Source organism: Variovorax paradoxus (genome assembly GCA_016806145.1).
In the GTDB taxonomy this organism is placed as follows: Bacteria; Pseudomonadota; Gammaproteobacteria; order Burkholderiales; family Burkholderiaceae_C; genus Variovorax.
In genome coordinates, this window is the sequence record CP063166.1 from 2,011,294 (window position 1) to 2,026,566 (window position 15,273).

Here is a 15,273-nt window from a genome sequence, read left to right on the forward strand (position 1 = left end):
CCGCGTGGACGGTCTGGCGGGATGTGCAGGAGCGTGGACCACTCCTGTGCGGCGATGTCGCACGGGGCCTCGAGCGAGAGCGCGGGGCCTGTCGCGTGAGGACACAACCGAAATGGAAAGCGCCTTTTTCCCACGATCACGTTCCGCTAACTCAGCGGCCAGAGTGCCTCCCTGTCCAGGAGGAAGCCAGGGGTTCGAGTCCCCTGCGGAACGCCAATGCTGTCACCACATCGCTCAACCCATACAACAAGGAGTCATCGCATGCGCAAGCGCAACAGCCCCATCCGCATGATCGCCGTGCATCCCGCACCGGCGCGCAAGCCGTTCGTGTCCGCGCTGGCGCGGCGCCTGGGCTTCGGCCGCAAGACCGACGTGCTGCGCGAGTCGGGCTCGCGGCGCGAGCTGCGGCTCGACCAACTCGACCTCGACCAGCGCGTGCGCGAAGTCGGGGAGTGGTAGCGGGTCTCTCTCTTTTTTCCATGGTGCGCGTAGCTCAATGGCAGAGCCGCGGGTTGTGATCCCGCTGACGACGGTTCGATTCCGTTCGTGTACCCCAGACTTTTCTTGACCGTCGTTCGACATCGCCGCGAAGGGAGGCGAGCCATGCATTCACACGTCCTGCAACTCGACATCCAGGGCACGCCGCAAGCCTGGGTCTCGCTGGAGCAGGCGGTGCTGCACTACGCCTGCGACGACGTGGCCTGGGAAGACGGCGGCGCGCCGCTGGCCACCCTGCGCGGCGGCTTCAACGTGGCGCGCGGTGTGCAGTCGCGCATCGAGGTCGCGCCGATCATCGCGCTGCGTGGTGCCTCGAAGATCAATCTCTTCGACGTCGTGCCCGGTCTCACCAAGCGCAAGCTGCTGCGCCGCGACCGCCACACCTGTGCCTACTGCGCGGGCGTGTTCCCGGAACAGGTGCTGCAGTGCGAGCACGTGCTGCCCGCATCGCGCGGCGGCGCCTGGAGCTGGACCAACCTCGTGACCGCCTGCGCCGCGTGCAATGGCCGCAAGGCCGCGCGCACGCCCGAGGAGGCCGGCATGCCGCTCCTGTACCTGCCGTACGTGCCGAGCCGCTTCGAGAGCTTCCTGCTCGAGGGCCGCCACATCCGCGCCGACGTGCACGAATGGCTGGCCAGCCGGCTGCCGAAGGGATCGCGGCTGCAATGAAGCGGCGCCAATGCAAAGGCCCGCTGTCCTCGCGGACAGCGGGCCTTTTTCATGCGCGCCGCTCAGCGGCCGAGTCCGAAGTAGCGGTAGGCGATCGCACCGGCCGCCGCGAGGCCGCCAACGATCGCGAAGAGGACCCTGGCGGTGCGCCCGTTGCGGCGCCTGGAGCGCTGCCAGTGCTCCGGCCCGATCAGGTCGATGGGCACGGTGGGTTTGCCGATGTCGGGAGCCTTTTCCATGGGGCGGGAATATAGCGTAGGCCCCGAAGGCCGCCCTCGCGGCGGCCCATCGGACGGCGTTTCGCCGGCGCGTGCGCGGACAAAAAAATGCCCGCCGAGGCGGGTGTGCAACGAGCTTTCTGGCTTCGATTTCTGGTCCCTGTGGTCATTGTTATCGGGCGCTGTGTGACAGCAACAGCAAGATGCCATGCGGTGCGCGAACCGCCACTGCAGGGGCAGGATCGGCGACGCAGCCGTCCTTCGAAAATGTGAAATAGTGCGGAAATGAACAAGGAAATCCTCCTCAAGGCGCTGAAGGCCGCGATGCAGAACTGGATCCGCAGCGCCTCGCCGGCGCAGCTGTGGCGGCTGCATCAGGTGGGTGGACTCGGGGCAATCGTCGAGGTCGACGGCGAGGATGTGCGCGTGCGCATCGCGCTCGATGGTCCGCGCAGCATGTTGTCGGAGATTGGCATGACGGGCGGGCGGCTGCCCATCACCGAAGCCTTCCGCGGCGCGGGCAGTCCGACATGGGGCACGCCACCGCCGCTGGGAAGCGTCGAGCGTGAGCGCTGGTTCCTCGAGAGCGAGGTGGCGCAGGCGCACGCGCGGCAGTACCTGGAGTCCGAGGTGGCCGACGGGCCGTTGCTCGCGGCCTATGCGTCCGACTGGCTGGAGCGGCGATCGGTGGCGTGAGGCTTCGCGTCGCGCTCCTCCCTTGGGAGGTGCTCATTCTCATGCGCTGTATGTATTCTTTCGTGACAGCTGCAACACCATGCGCGGCTGTTGTTGTCACACGAGGGAGAAGTCATGAGAAACGCAGATTTCAGCAGGATGCCGCGTGCACGCCTGCTTTCCATTGCAGCCGCGGCTGCGGCAATTTCGGCCTGTGGGGGCGGAGGAGGCGGCGGCGGCGGAGGCTTTCCGTTGCTGCCCGTGGCGCAGACACCGGCACCGGCACCGGCGCCCGCGCCCGAACCGGACCCACAGGCCCAGAGCTCCGCACCTTGCTTCAATGAAGCCGATTTCCGGGAAGGCACGCTGCTCGAGTTCGAGGCGATCGCACCTGGCAAGGATCCCGCGACCGATTCCTTCCGCCGGAAGAGCGTGACCGAAGGGCGCGAGGCGTTCGCGGGCGCGACGCCGGTGGCCTTCAATGTCGGCACCGAGGCCAATGCCTATCCGGGCTTCGAGCAGCGCATCGTCAAGAAGGAATACAAGGACTTGGTCGGCGGCCACCTCTTCCTCTACGGAAAGTCGACGTCGTACTACGGCAAGATCAACGACAAGTTCGCCGACGACATGAAGCTTCCCGCCATCGTGCCCCGGGAGTACACGAGCTATGCGTCGCAGGTGTTCGAACCCCCGTTCTCGTTCCCGATCGACATGAAGCCCGGGCAGGTGGTGAGCAAGGAGTCCTCGGTGACCAAGACCGAAACCTCCAATGGCAGCGTCGTCTCGACGCGCTCGCTGCCGGCGAAGGGCGAGCTCAGCTACGGCGGCCGCGAAAAACTCGAGACGCCGCTGGGCACGTTCAGCACCTGCAAGTTCACGCTGAAGCTGACCCTGGGTGCGCTGGTCGGTCCGTCGGCCACCAAGGAGTTCTGGCTGGCGGCCGAAGGACCTTATCGCGGCCAGTTGCTCAAGGGCGTCGATCCGAAGTCGCCGATGGTCGCGACGAAGATGAGCTACTCGCCCAAGTGACGCCGGTGGGTTGAGCCGCGATCGTGACGGGCCCGGTGGGCCTGTCATTCGCGCCGAGGCAATCGATACGGACGCGCAAAGAAAAACGGTCGAAACCCAGAAGGATTTCGACCGTTTTCAGTGTTGGTGGTGGGCCCTGAGTGACTCGAACACTCGACCTACGGATTAAGAGTCCGCTGCTCTACCAACTGAGCTAAGAGCCCTTGCGTTGAAAACATATTCGTTTTCAGGCAAGTCTGCGAGTATAGCGTAGAAATTTGGCTTTCTCAAAATTTTTGTGTGCGGCGTGTGTGGCGGATTAGCATTCGGCACCAACGAAGGGGCTGTGCCCCTCTCTTTTCCCATTCAGGAGAACTTCCATGAGCGATGCCAACACCGCGCCGCATGTCGTGATCACCGGCGCCGCGGGCGCACTCGGGCGCGCCGTTGCACAACACTTCCTCGCGCAGGGCGCGCGCGCCGCGCTGATCGACCACCACGCCGGGCGCCTGTCCGAGGTGTTCCCGGGCCTCGACAACTCGCAGCACCTGCTGCTGGCCGGCGATGTCACCTCGGCCGCCTCGATGGCCGGCCTGTCCGAACAGATCCTCAAGGCCTTCGGCCGCGTCGACGTGCTGGTGCACATCGCCGGCGGCTTCGAGATGGGCGAGGCGACGCACGCGCTCACGCGCGAGAGCTGGGACCGGATGATGAACCTCAACGCATGGTCCTTCGTGGCCGTGACGCAGGCATTGCTGCCCTCGATGATCGAGCGCCGCGCCGGCCGCATCGTCGCGGTGACGGCGAAGGTCGCGGCGCGCGGCCTGCCCGCGATGGCGTCGTACATCGCCTCGAAGAGCGCGCTGCAGCGGCTGGTGGAGGCGATGGCGGCCGAGGCGGCGCCGCATGGCGTCAACATCAACAGCGTGGCGCCCAGCGTGCTCGACACGCCCGCCAACCGGCAGGCGATGCCCGATGCGAATCCGGCCGAATGGGTGTCGACCGCGGTCGCCGCGCAGACCATCGGCTTTCTCGCGTCGCCCGGCGCGGCGGCGCTGCACGGCCAGCACCTGGCGCTCGACTGAGCTTCGGCGCTTCCAAAGCAAAAGGGCCTTGGCGGATGCCAAGGCCCTTTTTTGTCGGTTGGTGGAGAGGATGAGGATCGAACTCACGACCTCCGCATTGCGAACGCGGCGCTCTCCCAGCTGAGCTACCCCCCCAACGCAAGGCGAATTTTAGCCGGAACTCGCTGCAGCGTGCTCGCCTCGTGCCAAGATGCGCGCCTTCCAGAAACAGCACCGGACCCCGGCCATCCCATGACTCCCACGCGCGATCCCGCCTGGCTCGAAGGCATGTACAACAACCTCGCGCGCGTGAAGGAGCATCCGGCGTACTTTGCGCGCTGGGCGCGCGAATCCGCCGCGGCGCGCGATGCGCTGCCGAGCCGGATCGACCTGCGCTACGGCGACGGCGTCAACGAAACGCTCGACGTCTTCCCGGCGCCCGTGCCCGACGCGCCCGTGCTGGTCTTCATCCACGGCGGCTACTGGCGCGCGATGGACAAGAAGGACCATTCCTTCATCGCGCCCGCCTTCAACGACCGTGGCATCTGCGTGGTGCAGCCCAACTACGCGCTGTGCCCGGGCACGCCCGAGCAACCCGTGACGGTGCCGGGCATCCTGCTGCAGATGGTTCGTGCGCTCGCATGGACCTGGCGCAACGTGGCGGCGCATGGCGGCGATCCGGCGCGGATCACGGTGGCGGGGCATTCGGCCGGCGGCCACATGGCGGCGGCGCTGCTGGCCTGCGACTGGAAGGCGGTGGCGCCGGACCTGCCCGAACACCTGGTGCGCAATGCGCTGTCGATCTCGGGCCTGTACGACCTCGCGCCGCTGCAGCGCACGCCGTTCCTCGAACAGGTGCTGCGACTCAGCGACGACGACGTGCGCCGCGCGAGCCCCGCATACTGGCCGGCGCCAAAGCGCGGACTGCTCTACGCGGTGGCGGGCGGCAACGAGAGCGAGGAGTTCATCCGCCACAACGCGATGATCCGCGAGGCCTGGGGCTCGCGGGCGGTGCCGGTGTGCGAGGTGCTGCCCGGCCTCGACCACTTCGGCGTGGTCGACGCGCTGTCCGATTCCTCGCACCGATTGCACCGGCTCGCGGTGCAACTGCTGGAAGCCTGAAGCTTCACATCAGCAGGTGTTCGCCTGCGTTGTCGCCGCCGAGCGTCACGTAGTTGACCTTGCGGATGTCCATCAGCGTGCGGCCGCCCGCATAGCTGATCGAGCTCTGCACGTCCTGCTCCATCTCGACCAGCGTGTCGGCCAGCTTGCCCTTGATGGGTTCGAGGATGCGCTTGCCCTCGACGTGCTTGTACTCGCCCTTGTTGAAGTCGCTGGCCGAGCCGTAGTACTCCTTGAACAGCGCGCCGTCGACCTCGACCGTCTGGCCCGGCGACTCCTCGTGGCCCGCGAACAGCGAGCCGATCATCACCATCGAGGCGCCGAAGCGCACGCTCTTGGCGATGTCGCCGTGGTCGCGGATGCCGCCGTCGGCAATGATCGGCTTGGTCGCCACGCGCGAGCACCACTTGAGCGCGCTGAGCTGCCAGCCGCCGGTGCCGAAGCCGGTCTTGAGCTTGGTGATGCAGACCTTGCCCGGGCCGATGCCGACCTTGGTCGCGTCCGCGCCCCAGTTCTCGAGATCGATCACGGCCTCGGGCGTGCCGACGTTGCCGGCGATCACGAAGGTCGCGGGCAGCTTCTGCTTGAGGTAGCCGATCATGTTCTTCACGCTGTCGGCATGGCCGTGCGCGATGTCGATCGTCACGTACTCGGGCACCAGGCCCTGCGCGACGAGCTGGTCGACCGTGTCGTAGTCGGCCTTCTTCACGCCCAGCGAGATCGAGGCGAACACGCCATGGCCCTGCATGCGCTTGACGAGCGCGACGTTGTCGAGGTCGAAGCGGTGCATGACGTAGAAGTAGCCGTTCTGCGCCAGCCACAGGCAGATGGACTCGTCCACCACCGTCTTCATGTTGGCGGGCACCACCGGCAGGCGGAAGCTGCGGCCGCCGAGCGTGACGCTGGTGTCGCACTCGGAGCGGCTCTCCACGCGGCACTTGCGCGGCAGCAGCAGGATGTTGTCGTAATCGAAGATTTGCATGAAACCAAGCTCCTGGAGGAAGTCGTTGAAAACGAGTGAGCGCTTGGTCTGGCCGGCTTCGGCGGCGTCGCTGCGAAAGCCCCTGCGGGGGCGGGCGACGCGCACAAAAAACCGGGCACAAAAACTTGGGCCCGGTGATTGATTCTACGCAGCCTCCCGTGGGGAGGTCTTCCGGAACTTCATATAACCCGCATACGCCGTGGTTTCTACAATCGACGGATGTTTGAAGAATTCGCGGCCGATGACCGCACCCCGCCGCCGGTCGACCTGCCGCTGCTGCACAACCTCAACGCCGAGCAGCTCGCAGCCGTCACGCTGCCGGCCGGCAACGCGCTGATCCTCGCGGGCGCCGGCTCGGGCAAGACCCGCGTGCTGACCACCCGCATCGCCTGGCTGCTGCAGACGCGCCAGGTGTCCGCCGGCGGCATCCTCGCCGTGACCTTCACCAACAAGGCCGCCAAGGAGATGATGACGCGGCTCACGGCGATGCTGCCGGTCAACGTGCGCGGCATGTGGATCGGCACCTTCCATGGCCTGTGCAACCGCTTCCTGCGCGCGCACTGGAAGCTGGCCAACCTGCCGTCGACCTTCCAGATCCTCGACACGCAGGACCAGCTCTCGGCCATCAAGCGGCTGATGAAGCAGTTCAACGTCGACGACGAGCGCTTTCCCGCCAAGCAGACGCAGTGGTTCATCGCCGGCGCCAAGGAAGACGGCCTGCGTCCCGACGCGGTCGAGATCCGCAGCGAGGACGACCGAAAGAAGGTCGAGCTCTACCGCCTCTACGAGGAGCAGTGCCAGCGCGAGGGCGTGGTCGACTTCGGCGAGCTGATGCTGCGCAGCTACGAGCTGTTGCGCGACAACGAGCCGGTGCGCGAGCACTACCAGCGGCGCTTCCGCCACATCCTGATCGACGAGTTCCAGGACACCAACCGGCTGCAGTACGCCTGGATCAAGATGCTCGCCGGCAACACCGTCGCGGGCCAGTTCGTGCCGGGCGAGAACAGCGTGGTGGCCGTGGGCGACGACGACCAGAGCATCTACGCCTTCCGCGGCGCGCGCGTGGGCAACATGGCCGACTTCGTGCGCGAGTTCGACGTGCGCCACCAGATCAAGCTCGAGCAGAACTACCGCAGCTTCAGCAACATCCTGGACTCGGCCAACGAGCTCATCAGCCACAACAAGAAGCGCCTGGGCAAGAACCTGCGCACCGACCAGGGCCCGGGCGAGCCGGTGCGCGTCTACGAGTCCTCGAGCGATCTGGCCGAGGCGCAGTGGATGGTCGAGGAGATGCGCCAGCTGGTGCGCGACGGCATCGACCGCAAGGAGATGGCCGTGCTCTACCGCAGCAATGCGCAGAGCCGGGTGATCGAAACCGCGCTGTTCAATGCCTCGGTGCCGTACCGCGTGTACGGCGGCCTGCGCTTCTTCGAGCGCGCCGAAATCAAGCATGCGCTGGCCTACCTGCGCCTGCTCGAAAACAAGGACGACGACACCAGCTTCCTGCGCGTCGTCAACTTCCCGCCGCGCGGCATCGGCGCGCGCACGCTCGAGCAGCTGCAGGACGCCGCGCGCGCCGCGGGCCGCTCGCTGCACGACGCGGTGCACGCGGTCGGCGGCAAGGCCGGCTCCAACCTCACGGCCTTCGTCGCCAAGATCGACGTGCTGCGCGAACAGACGCAGGGCGCGAGCCTGCGCGAGATCATCGAGCTGGTGCTCGACCACAGCGGCCTGGTCGAGCACTACCGCGCCGACCGCGAAGGCGCCGACCGCATCGAGAATCTGGAAGAACTGGTGAATGCGGCCGAGAGCTTCGTCACGCAGGAAGGCTTCGGCCGCGATGCGGTGGCACTGCCGGTCGACGAGCTGCGCCAGTCGCCCGCGAGCCAGGGCATCGAGCCGGGCCGTCCGCTGCTCGACGAGCCGCTGGCGCCCGACGCCGAAACCGGCGAAACGCTGAGCCCGCTCGCGGCCTTCCTCACGCACGCGGCGCTCGAGTCGGGCGACAACCAGGCCCAGGCCGGGCAGGACGCGGTGCAGCTGATGACGGTCCACGCCGCCAAGGGCCTCGAGTTCGACTGCGTGTTCATCACCGGCATGGAAGAGGGCCTGTTCCCGCACGAGAACTCGATGAGCGACTACGAGAGCCTCGAGGAAGAGCGCCGCCTGATGTATGTCGCGATCACGCGCGCGCGCAAGCGGCTGTACCTGAGCCACTCGCAGACCCGCATGCTGCACGGCCAGACCCGCTACAACGTCAAGAGCCGCTTCTTCGACGAGCTGCCCGAGGGCGCGCTCAAGTGGCTCACGCCCAAGAACCAGGCCTTCGGCAACTCGGCCTTCGGCTATGGCAACGGCTACGGCAGCACGCGCGGCGCGGGTGGAGGAGGCGGTGGTGGCTACGGCGGCGGCAAGGCCTATGGCGGCGGTGCCGCCAAGGAAACCTTCGCGAGCCCGCCGGTGCCGCCGCAGAAGAGCGCGCCCTCGCACGGCCTGCGCTCGGGCATGCAGGTGTTCCACAACAAGTTCGGCGAGGGCACGGTGACCGCGCTCGAAGGCACCGGCGACGATGCACGCGCTCAGGTCAAGTTCACGCGCCACGGCGTGAAGTGGCTGGCGCTGTCGGTGGCCAAGCTCACGCCGGTGTGAGCCGCGGCGCGGCCCGGCTCAGTTCGGGTCGAAGCTGTCGCGAAAGGTGAACCAGGTCGAGGCCAGCGACATCGCCGCCAGCACCAGCGCCGTGCCCACGATCAGCACGGTGCCGATCGCGGTGGCGCCCGAGCCCGCGCCCACGGCGCCGACGCCCACCAGCACGGTGGCGATCAGGCCGACCGCGATGCCGGCCAAAAGGAACACGCCGAACCAGGCGATGCCGAACAGCGCATAGGCGCCGAAGTTTCGGAACAGCGCCACGATGCTGAAGAAGATGCTCTTCACCGGCTCCACGCGGTGCCAGTGCACCAGCGCGGGCGCATGCCACATCGCGAGCGACAGCGGCAGGTTCAGGCACAGGTGGACCATGCGCGCGACCTGGAACTCGCTGCTGGCCAGCACCTCGGGCGAGAGCGCCTCGTCGAGCAGGTAGGCGCGCGCGAGCTGGCCGCCGTCGACCAGCGCGGTGGCCAGCACCGCGAGCACGAAGTACACGGCCGAGATCAGGCCCAGCACCACCAGCGGACGCCATTCGGCGCGCAGCGCGGCGAAGACCTCGACGAACATCGCCGAGCCGGTGGGCCGGCGCGTGCCGGCCAGGCCGTCGTTGCCGGCCTGCTCGTCGGTGTAGGCCACCGAGGTGGCGACCATCAGCCCCAGCGTCATGAACGGCAGCAGCACCGGCGCCAGCACGCTGCCCAGCAGCGGCACCACCGACAAGGTCGAGATCAGCGCCATCAGCAGGAAGAACAGCGACACGAAGGCCAGCGGCTGCCGCCAGAAGGTCTTGAGTCCGAGGCGGACCCATTGGGCGCCGGTCTTGGCCGGCACGAGATGGAGTTTCATGGGGTACGGGTCAGGCGGCCACGGGCTCGAGGGCGCGGGCCATGACGTGCGGGTGCCGCACCCGCTCGCGCAGCACGCGCTCGAAGTGCGTCGGATCGTGGGGCTTGAGCATGCTGGCCTCGCGCGGCAGGTGGAAGTCCCAGAGGCGGGAGATCCAGAAGCGCAGCGCCGCGGCGCGCAGCATCGCGGGCAGCAGGGCGCGTTCCGAGGCGTTGAGCGCGCGCACGCTCTCGTAGGCGGCGAGCAGCGCCTCGGCGCGCTCCTCGTCGTGGCGGCCGGTCGGCAGGTCGATGGCCCAGTCGTTGAGGCACACGGCCAGGTCGAACAGCCAGGTGTCGGTGCCGGCGAAGTAGAAGTCGAACACGCCGGTCAGGCGCGGCGCCGCGCCTTCTTCATGGCCGGTCTCGAACATCGCGTTGTCGCGGAACAGGTCGGCATGCACCGGCCCGCGCGGCAGGGCGGCATAGGCCGAGGACTCGGCCACGTGGTTCTGGTAGGCGAGCTCGCCGCGCAGCAGGGCGGATTGGGCCTCGTCGATGTGGGGCAGCACCACCGGCACGGTGTCGTTCCACCACGGCAGGCCGCGCAGGTTGGGCTGGATGCGTGGAAAGTCGCGCCCCGCCAGGTGCATGCGCGCCAACAGCGCGCCGAGTTCGGCGCAGTGCGCGGCGCCCGGCGCGAGCTCGCTGCGGCCCGCGAGCTTGCGCACCACCGCGGCCGGCTTGCCCGCCACCTCGAGCAGCAGCTCGCAGGGCGCATTGGCCGGCACCGACAGCGGATGCGCGCCCTGGGCGTCGATCGGCTGCACGGCCGGGTCGGCCACCGGCTCGGGCACCGGCAGGCCGCGCGCGGCCAGGTGCTTCATCAGGCACAGGTAGTAGGGGAGCTGCTCGGCGCTCAGGCGCTCGAACAGCGTGAGAACGTACTCGCCCGACTCGGTGGTGGCGAAGTAGTTGGTGTTCTCGATGCCGCCCTCGATGCCGCGCAGCTCGCGCAGGGGGCCCAGGCCGAGGCGCTGCACGAGCGCGTCGGCCTCGCCGAATTCGACTTCGGTAAAGACTGCCATGGAAAGCGCCCTCAGCGCGGTTGGGATGCGGCTGCCGCTGCGATGCGTCGCACGGTCAGAACTTCATGACGTTCCAGACCCGGGGCGAGGTGCCCGCGGGGCCGTCGGCCGCGTTGGGACGCGCGCCGGACGGATCGTTCGGCAGCACCTGGTAGCCGGGCATGTTGGCCTTGGGCGTCACGTTGATGCTCTGCGTGCGGCCGCCGTAGCGGACCTCGTCGACCGAGGCGCCGTTGTCCTCGGTGTGCAGGTGCTCGATCTTCTGGTTGCGCCGACCGTCGGCCTGCTGCTCCTGATTCTGTAGCGAGGGATCCGCTGCAGCCGGTGCCGGCGCGGGCGCGTTCTGCGCTTGCACGGCGGCAAAGGGGGTGGCGAGGGCCAGCGCCAGCAGGAGGCGGCGGGCAACCAGGAGTGTGGAGTCGGGCATGCATGGATTGTAGGCGGCGCGCCGTGCCGGGGTTGTCGTCGCAGGGCCCGTGGCGGCGTGGTCCGCAAGGACATTCGGGGGCGCCTGGAGGCAGGCAAAATGCCCCGATGACCGACAAGAAAACGCTGCTGCTCGTCGATGGATCGAGCTACCTCTATCGCGCCTTCCACGCCATGCCCGACCTGCGGGCCGTGCCCGGCGATCCGAAGAGCCCGGCCACGGGCGCGATCCGGGGCATGATCAACATGATGACGGCGCTGCGGCGCGAGGTGCGCGCCGACTACGCGGCCTGCATCTTCGACGCCCCCGGCAAGACCTTCCGCGACGACTGGTATCCCGAGTACAAGGCCAACCGCTCGCCGATGCCCGACGACCTGCGCAGCCAGATCGATCCCATCCACGAGGTGGTCAAGCTGCTGGGCTGGCCGGTGCTCAGCGTGCCCGACGTGGAGGCCGACGACGTGATCGGCACGCTCGCCAAGCTGGCGGCCGCGCAGGGCATCGAGGTGATCGTCTCCAGCGGCGACAAGGACCTGAGCCAGCTGGTCGACGAGCACATCACCATCATCGACACGATGAACGGCAAGAAGCGCGACGTGGCCGGCGTCACGGCCGAGTTCGGCGTGCCGCCGAACCTGATGGTCGACTACCAGACGCTGGTGGGCGACTCGGTCGACAACGTGCCCGGCGTCGAGAAGGTCGGCCCCAAGACGGCTGCCAAGTGGCTGCTCGAATACGGCTCGCTCGACGCGCTGGTCGAGCGCGCGGCCGAGGTCAAGGGCGCGGCCGGCGAGAACCTGCGCAAGGCGCTCGACAAGCTGCCGCTGAGCCGCCGGCTCGTGACCATCCGCACCGACTGCGACCTGGCCGGCCACGTCGATGGCCTGCCCTCGCTCGAAGGCCTGCCGGTCGGCGCGCCGCAGACCGACGCGCTCAAGCCCTTCTACGAGCAGTTCGGCTTCAAGAGCCTGGTCAAGTCGCTCGAGGCGCAGGCGGTTCCGCCCGAGCTGATCGAGGAGAACCTCAAGAAGAAGGCCTCGAAGTCGGCCAAGGCCAACGACGACCAGAGCGGCCTGTTCGACGAGCCGTCGGAGGAGGGCGCCGCCATGGAGGCCGCCGCGCCCGCGAGCAACCTCCAGTACGACACGATCTTCACCTGGGAGCAGTTCGACGGCTGGCTCGCGCGCCTCGAGGCCGCCGAGCTCGCGGCGATCGACACCGAGACCACCTCGCTCGACGAGATGGTGGCGCAGATCGTCGGCATCAGCTTCAGCGTGAAGCCCGGCGAGGCGGCCTACATCCCGCTCACGCACAACTATCCCGACGCGCCCGCGCAGCTGCCGATCGACGAGGTGCTCGCCAAGCTCAAGCCCTGGCTCGAGAACGGCGCGAAGAAGAAGCTGGGCCAGCACATCAAGTACGACCGCCACGTGTTCGCCAACCACGGCATCGAGGTGCAGGGCTACGCGCACGACACCATGCTGCAGAGCTACGTGCTCGAGGTGCACCGGCCGCACGGATTGGCCAGCCTGGCCGAGCGCCACCTGGGCCGCAGCGGCATCTCGTACGAGGACCTCTGCGGCAAGGGCGCGCACCAGATCCCGTTCAGCCAGGTCGACATCGCCAAGGCCGCCGAGTATTCGTGCGAGGACAGCGACCAGACGCTCGACGTGCACGGCACGCTGTGGCCGCAGCTCGAAACGAACGAGCAGCTGCGCTTCATCTACCAGCTCGAGATGGATTCGAGCGAGGCGCTCTACCGCGTCGAGCGCAACGGCGTGCTGATCGACAGCGCCACGCTGGCCGCGCAGAGCCACGAGCTGGGCACGCGCATCATGGCGCTCGAGCAGGAGGCCTACGAGATCGCGGGCCAGCCGTTCAACCTCGGTTCGCCCAAGCAGATCGGCGAGATCTTCTTCACCAAGCTCGGCCTGCCGGTGGTCAAGAAGACGCCGAGCGGCGCGCCCAGCACCGACGAGGAAGTGCTCGAGAAGCTGGCGGAAGACTACCCGCTGCCCGCCAAGATCCTCGAGCACCGCGGCCTGTCGAAGCTCAAGGGCACCTACACCGACAAGCTCGGCCAGCTCGCCAATCCGCGCACCGGCCGCGTGCACACGCACTACGCGCAGGCCGTGGCCGTCACCGGGCGCCTGTCGAGCAACGATCCCAACCTGCAGAACATCCCGATCCGCACGCCCGAAGGCCGGCGCGTGCGCGAGGCCTTCGTGGCTCCGGCGGGCAGCGTGATCGCGAGCGCCGACTACTCGCAGATCGAGCTGCGCATCATGGCCCACATCAGCGGCGACGAATCGCTGCTGCGCGCCTTCACCGAAGGCATCGACGTGCACCGCGCCACCGCGGCCGAGGTCTTCGGCTCCACGCCCGACCAGGTGTCGAGCGAGCAGCGCCGCTATGCCAAGGTCATCAACTTCGGCCTGATCTACGGCATGAGCAGCTTCGGCCTGGCGAAGAACCTCGGCATCGAGACCAAGGCCGCGGCCTCCTACATCGAGCGCTACTTCGCGCGCTACCCGGGCGTGAAGGCCTACATGGACGAGACCAAGGCCTCGGCCAAGGAGCAGGGCTATGTCGAGACCGTGTTCGGCCGGCGCCTGTACCTGCCCGAGATCAACTCGCCCAATGGCCCGCGCCGCGGCGGCGCCGAGCGCGCGGCCATCAACGCGCCGATGCAGGGCACGGCGGCCGACCTCATCAAGCTCAGCATGGTCAAGGTGCAGGACGTGCTCGATGCCGAGAAGCGCGGCACGAAGATGATCATGCAGGTGCACGACGAACTGGTGTTCGAGGTGCCCGAGGCCGAGGTCGAATGGGTGCGCACCGAGATCCCGCGCATCATGGCCAGCGTGGCCGATCTCAAGGTGCCGCTGCTGGCCGAGATCGGCGTGGGGCCGAACTGGGACAAGGCGCATTGAGCCTGGTGCGGGCCTTCGTCGCGGCGGCCGTTCTCATCGCGTGCATCGCGTCGCCCGCGGCCGCGCAGCCCGTGCCGGCCAAGGTGCCGCCCACCGGCGTGCGCATCTGCCTGGGCTTGACGAAGGAGGGCTGGCCCACGCCCCAAGCCTGCGCCGATGCGGGGCCGCTGGCCCTGGTTCCCAAGCAGGACGGCCGGCAGGGCGCGGGTCCGCTGGCCTACGAGCCCGTGCCGGGCCAGCCGAGAACAGCCTGCGTGCGCGACCGCGTGTCGGGCCTGGTCTGGGAGGGCAAGCGCGACAACGGCCGGCCCGCCGATGCCGTGGCCTACGTGGCGCAGGTCAACGCGAGCCGGCTGTGCGGTTTCGCCGACTGGCGCCTGCCCAGCGTGGCCGAGCTGCACGGCCTGGTCGACCTGGGCAAGGAACGCGTGCCCGAGGTGCGCCCCGACCGGCCGCTGGCCGAGCAGTCGGTCATCGACGCGCGCTGGTTTCCGAACACCGTGCCGGCCCTCTACCTGACCGCCGACATGCGCGATCCCACGAGTCCGTGGTGCGTGAACTTCGCGAACGGCTTCGTCTACGACTGCGACCCCGACATGTCGCGCGAGCCGCCGCTCTTCGTGCGCCTGGTGCGCGGCCCCGAGGCGCCGAAGGCCGGACGCTGGCGTGAACTGCCCGACGAGCGCGGCGTGCCCGGCGGCGCGGTCGAGGATCGCCACACCGGCCTGGTGTGGCGCCGCTGCGAGGAGCCGCAGACCTGGAACGGCAAGCGCTGCACCTGGAGCGCGAAGCGCTACGACTACGTGCAGGCGCTGCAGCGCGCCGGCGAGCAGGCCGGCTGGCGCCTGCCCACCATCAAGGAAGTCAACAGCCTCGCGCGGCGAGAGGCCGATCGCTTCGAGCTGCCCCCGTCGGACTTTCCGGCACAGGGCAAGGAGGCGTTGCGCGCGGGCCAGTGGTCTTCCACCGTCTGCAACTCGAGCCCGGAGACGTCGACGGCCCGCGCCTCGATCAGCGCCTGGGTGCTGAGCCGCGAGGGCGCCATCTACTGCGAGGCACGCATCATGCATCTCGGCGTGCGGCTCGTGCGCGAATGAGAGGGTCGCGTCGCGA

General features: G+C 68.3%; 14 protein-coding genes and 4 tRNA genes. 11 read left to right on the forward strand and 7 right to left on the reverse strand.

All coding sequences use genetic code 11. From position 1 onward, the window contains the following. Positions 1 to 140 precede the first annotated feature (140 nt). From INQ48_09145 to INQ48_09160, 4 genes are all read left to right on the forward strand, one after another. Positions 141 to 216: transfer RNA gene (locus INQ48_09145), tRNA-Asp, on the forward strand. 45 nt (positions 217 to 261) lie between these two features. Further along, entirely contained in the window at positions 262 to 459 is a 198-nt protein-coding gene (locus INQ48_09150) for a short-chain dehydrogenase (protein ID QRF59368.1), read from the forward strand. A gap of 23 nt (positions 460 to 482) precedes the next feature. Beyond that, a tRNA-His gene (locus INQ48_09155) sits at positions 483 to 556 on the forward strand. A 47-nt stretch (positions 557 to 603) separates the two neighbouring features. Next, entirely contained in the window at positions 604 to 1,167 is a 564-nt protein-coding gene (locus INQ48_09160; protein QRF59369.1) for an HNH endonuclease, read from the forward strand. 62 nt (positions 1,168 to 1,229) lie between these two features. Here INQ48_09160 and INQ48_09165 read toward each other — a convergent pair whose 3' ends face one another. Then, positions 1,230 to 1,406, reverse strand: coding sequence for a hypothetical protein (locus INQ48_09165; GenBank protein ID QRF59370.1), 177 nt, complete (start codon positions 1,404 to 1,406; stop codon positions 1,230 to 1,232). A gap of 264 nt (positions 1,407 to 1,670) precedes the next feature. Between INQ48_09165 and INQ48_09170 the strand changes: the two genes are divergently transcribed. Next, positions 1,671 to 2,081 carry a hypothetical protein gene (locus tag INQ48_09170; GenBank protein ID QRF59371.1) on the forward strand — a complete coding sequence of 137 codons (411 nt, stop codon included), beginning with the start codon at positions 1,671 to 1,673 and terminating at the stop codon, positions 2,079 to 2,081. Between the two features lie 90 nt (positions 2,082 to 2,171). Beyond that, on the forward strand, positions 2,172 to 3,089 hold the full coding sequence (locus tag INQ48_09175; protein QRF59372.1) for a hypothetical protein: 918 nt from the start codon (positions 2,172 to 2,174) through the stop codon (positions 3,087 to 3,089). 127 nt (positions 3,090 to 3,216) lie between these two features. Here the strand turns inward: INQ48_09175 and INQ48_09180 are convergent. Further along, positions 3,217 to 3,292: transfer RNA gene (locus INQ48_09180), tRNA-Lys, on the reverse strand. Between the two features lie 156 nt (positions 3,293 to 3,448). On the opposite strand from INQ48_09180, the gene INQ48_09185 reads away from it, so the two are divergent. Further along, the gene (locus INQ48_09185) at positions 3,449 to 4,153 is read left to right on the forward strand and encodes an SDR family oxidoreductase (GenBank protein QRF59373.1); all 705 of its coding nucleotides are present in this window, start codon (positions 3,449 to 3,451) and stop codon (positions 4,151 to 4,153) included. A gap of 59 nt (positions 4,154 to 4,212) precedes the next feature. Here the strand turns inward: INQ48_09185 and INQ48_09190 are convergent. Continuing rightward, positions 4,213 to 4,288 (reverse strand) — tRNA-Ala (locus tag INQ48_09190). 96 nt (positions 4,289 to 4,384) lie between these two features. Here INQ48_09190 and INQ48_09195 point away from each other — a divergent pair. Next, on the forward strand, positions 4,385 to 5,254 hold the full coding sequence (locus INQ48_09195; GenBank protein ID QRF59374.1) for an alpha/beta hydrolase: 870 nt from the start codon (positions 4,385 to 4,387) through the stop codon (positions 5,252 to 5,254). A 4-nt stretch (positions 5,255 to 5,258) separates the two neighbouring features. On the opposite strand, the gene INQ48_09200 is transcribed toward INQ48_09195, so the two are convergent. Next, the gene (locus tag INQ48_09200) at positions 5,259 to 6,236 is read right to left on the reverse strand and encodes a GMP reductase (protein ID QRF59375.1); all 978 of its coding nucleotides are present in this window, start codon (positions 6,234 to 6,236) and stop codon (positions 5,259 to 5,261) included. 219 nt (positions 6,237 to 6,455) lie between these two features. On the opposite strand from INQ48_09200, the gene INQ48_09205 reads away from it, so the two are divergent. Further along, the gene (locus INQ48_09205; GenBank protein ID QRF59376.1) at positions 6,456 to 8,885 is read left to right on the forward strand and encodes a UvrD-helicase domain-containing protein; all 2,430 of its coding nucleotides are present in this window, start codon (positions 6,456 to 6,458) and stop codon (positions 8,883 to 8,885) included. A gap of 18 nt (positions 8,886 to 8,903) precedes the next feature. Here the strand turns inward: INQ48_09205 and INQ48_09210 are convergent, their stop codons facing one another. Genes INQ48_09210 through INQ48_09220 form a run of 3 tightly spaced genes read right to left on the reverse strand, consistent with a single transcriptional unit; the run spans position 8,904 to position 11,227 of the window. Next, positions 8,904 to 9,734 carry a hypothetical protein gene (locus INQ48_09210; protein ID QRF59377.1) on the reverse strand — a complete coding sequence of 277 codons (831 nt, stop codon included), beginning with the start codon at positions 9,732 to 9,734 and terminating at the stop codon, positions 8,904 to 8,906. A 10-nt stretch (positions 9,735 to 9,744) separates the two neighbouring features. Beyond that, positions 9,745 to 10,800 carry a homoserine kinase gene (locus INQ48_09215; protein ID QRF59378.1) on the reverse strand — a complete coding sequence of 352 codons (1,056 nt, stop codon included), beginning with the start codon at positions 10,798 to 10,800 and terminating at the stop codon, positions 9,745 to 9,747. Between the two features lie 55 nt (positions 10,801 to 10,855). Beyond that, on the reverse strand, positions 10,856 to 11,227 hold the full coding sequence (locus tag INQ48_09220; GenBank protein ID QRF59379.1) for a hypothetical protein: 372 nt from the start codon (positions 11,225 to 11,227) through the stop codon (positions 10,856 to 10,858). 107 nt (positions 11,228 to 11,334) lie between these two features. On the opposite strand from INQ48_09220, the gene polA reads away from it, so the two are divergent. Further along, complete coding sequence (polA, locus tag INQ48_09225) at positions 11,335 to 14,160, forward strand: DNA polymerase I (protein ID QRF59380.1); 2,826 nt, start codon at positions 11,335 to 11,337, stop codon at positions 14,158 to 14,160. Then, on the forward strand, positions 14,157 to 15,257 hold the full coding sequence (locus tag INQ48_09230; GenBank protein QRF59381.1) for a DUF1566 domain-containing protein: 1,101 nt from the start codon (positions 14,157 to 14,159) through the stop codon (positions 15,255 to 15,257). Before polA ends, INQ48_09230 begins: the two co-directional genes overlap by 4 nt. Positions 15,258 to 15,273 lie beyond the last annotated feature (16 nt).

Bases quoted from the DNA above. Each gene is read 5' to 3' on its own strand.
- INQ48_09150 (QRF59368.1), top strand. From the start codon at position 262: ATGCGCAAGCGCAACAGCCCCATCCGCATGATCGCCGTGCATCCCGCA.
- INQ48_09160 (QRF59369.1), top strand. From the start codon at position 604: ATGCATTCACACGTCCTGCAACTCGACATCCAGGGCACGCCGCAAGCC.
- INQ48_09165 (QRF59370.1), bottom strand. From the start codon at position 1,406: ATGGAAAAGGCTCCCGACATCGGCAAACCCACCGTGCCCATCGACCTG.
- INQ48_09170 (QRF59371.1), top strand. From the start codon at position 1,671: ATGAACAAGGAAATCCTCCTCAAGGCGCTGAAGGCCGCGATGCAGAAC.
- INQ48_09185 (QRF59373.1), top strand. From the start codon at position 3,449: ATGAGCGATGCCAACACCGCGCCGCATGTCGTGATCACCGGCGCCGCG.
- INQ48_09195 (QRF59374.1), top strand. From the start codon at position 4,385: ATGACTCCCACGCGCGATCCCGCCTGGCTCGAAGGCATGTACAACAAC.
- INQ48_09200 (QRF59375.1), bottom strand. From the start codon at position 6,236: ATGCAAATCTTCGATTACGACAACATCCTGCTGCTGCCGCGCAAGTGC.
- INQ48_09205 (QRF59376.1), top strand. From the start codon at position 6,456: ATGTTTGAAGAATTCGCGGCCGATGACCGCACCCCGCCGCCGGTCGAC.
- INQ48_09210 (QRF59377.1), bottom strand. From the start codon at position 9,734: ATGAAACTCCATCTCGTGCCGGCCAAGACCGGCGCCCAATGGGTCCGC.
- INQ48_09215 (QRF59378.1), bottom strand. From the start codon at position 10,800: ATGGCAGTCTTTACCGAAGTCGAATTCGGCGAGGCCGACGCGCTCGTG.
- INQ48_09220 (QRF59379.1), bottom strand. From the start codon at position 11,227: ATGCCCGACTCCACACTCCTGGTTGCCCGCCGCCTCCTGCTGGCGCTG.
- polA (QRF59380.1), top strand. From the start codon at position 11,335: ATGACCGACAAGAAAACGCTGCTGCTCGTCGATGGATCGAGCTACCTC.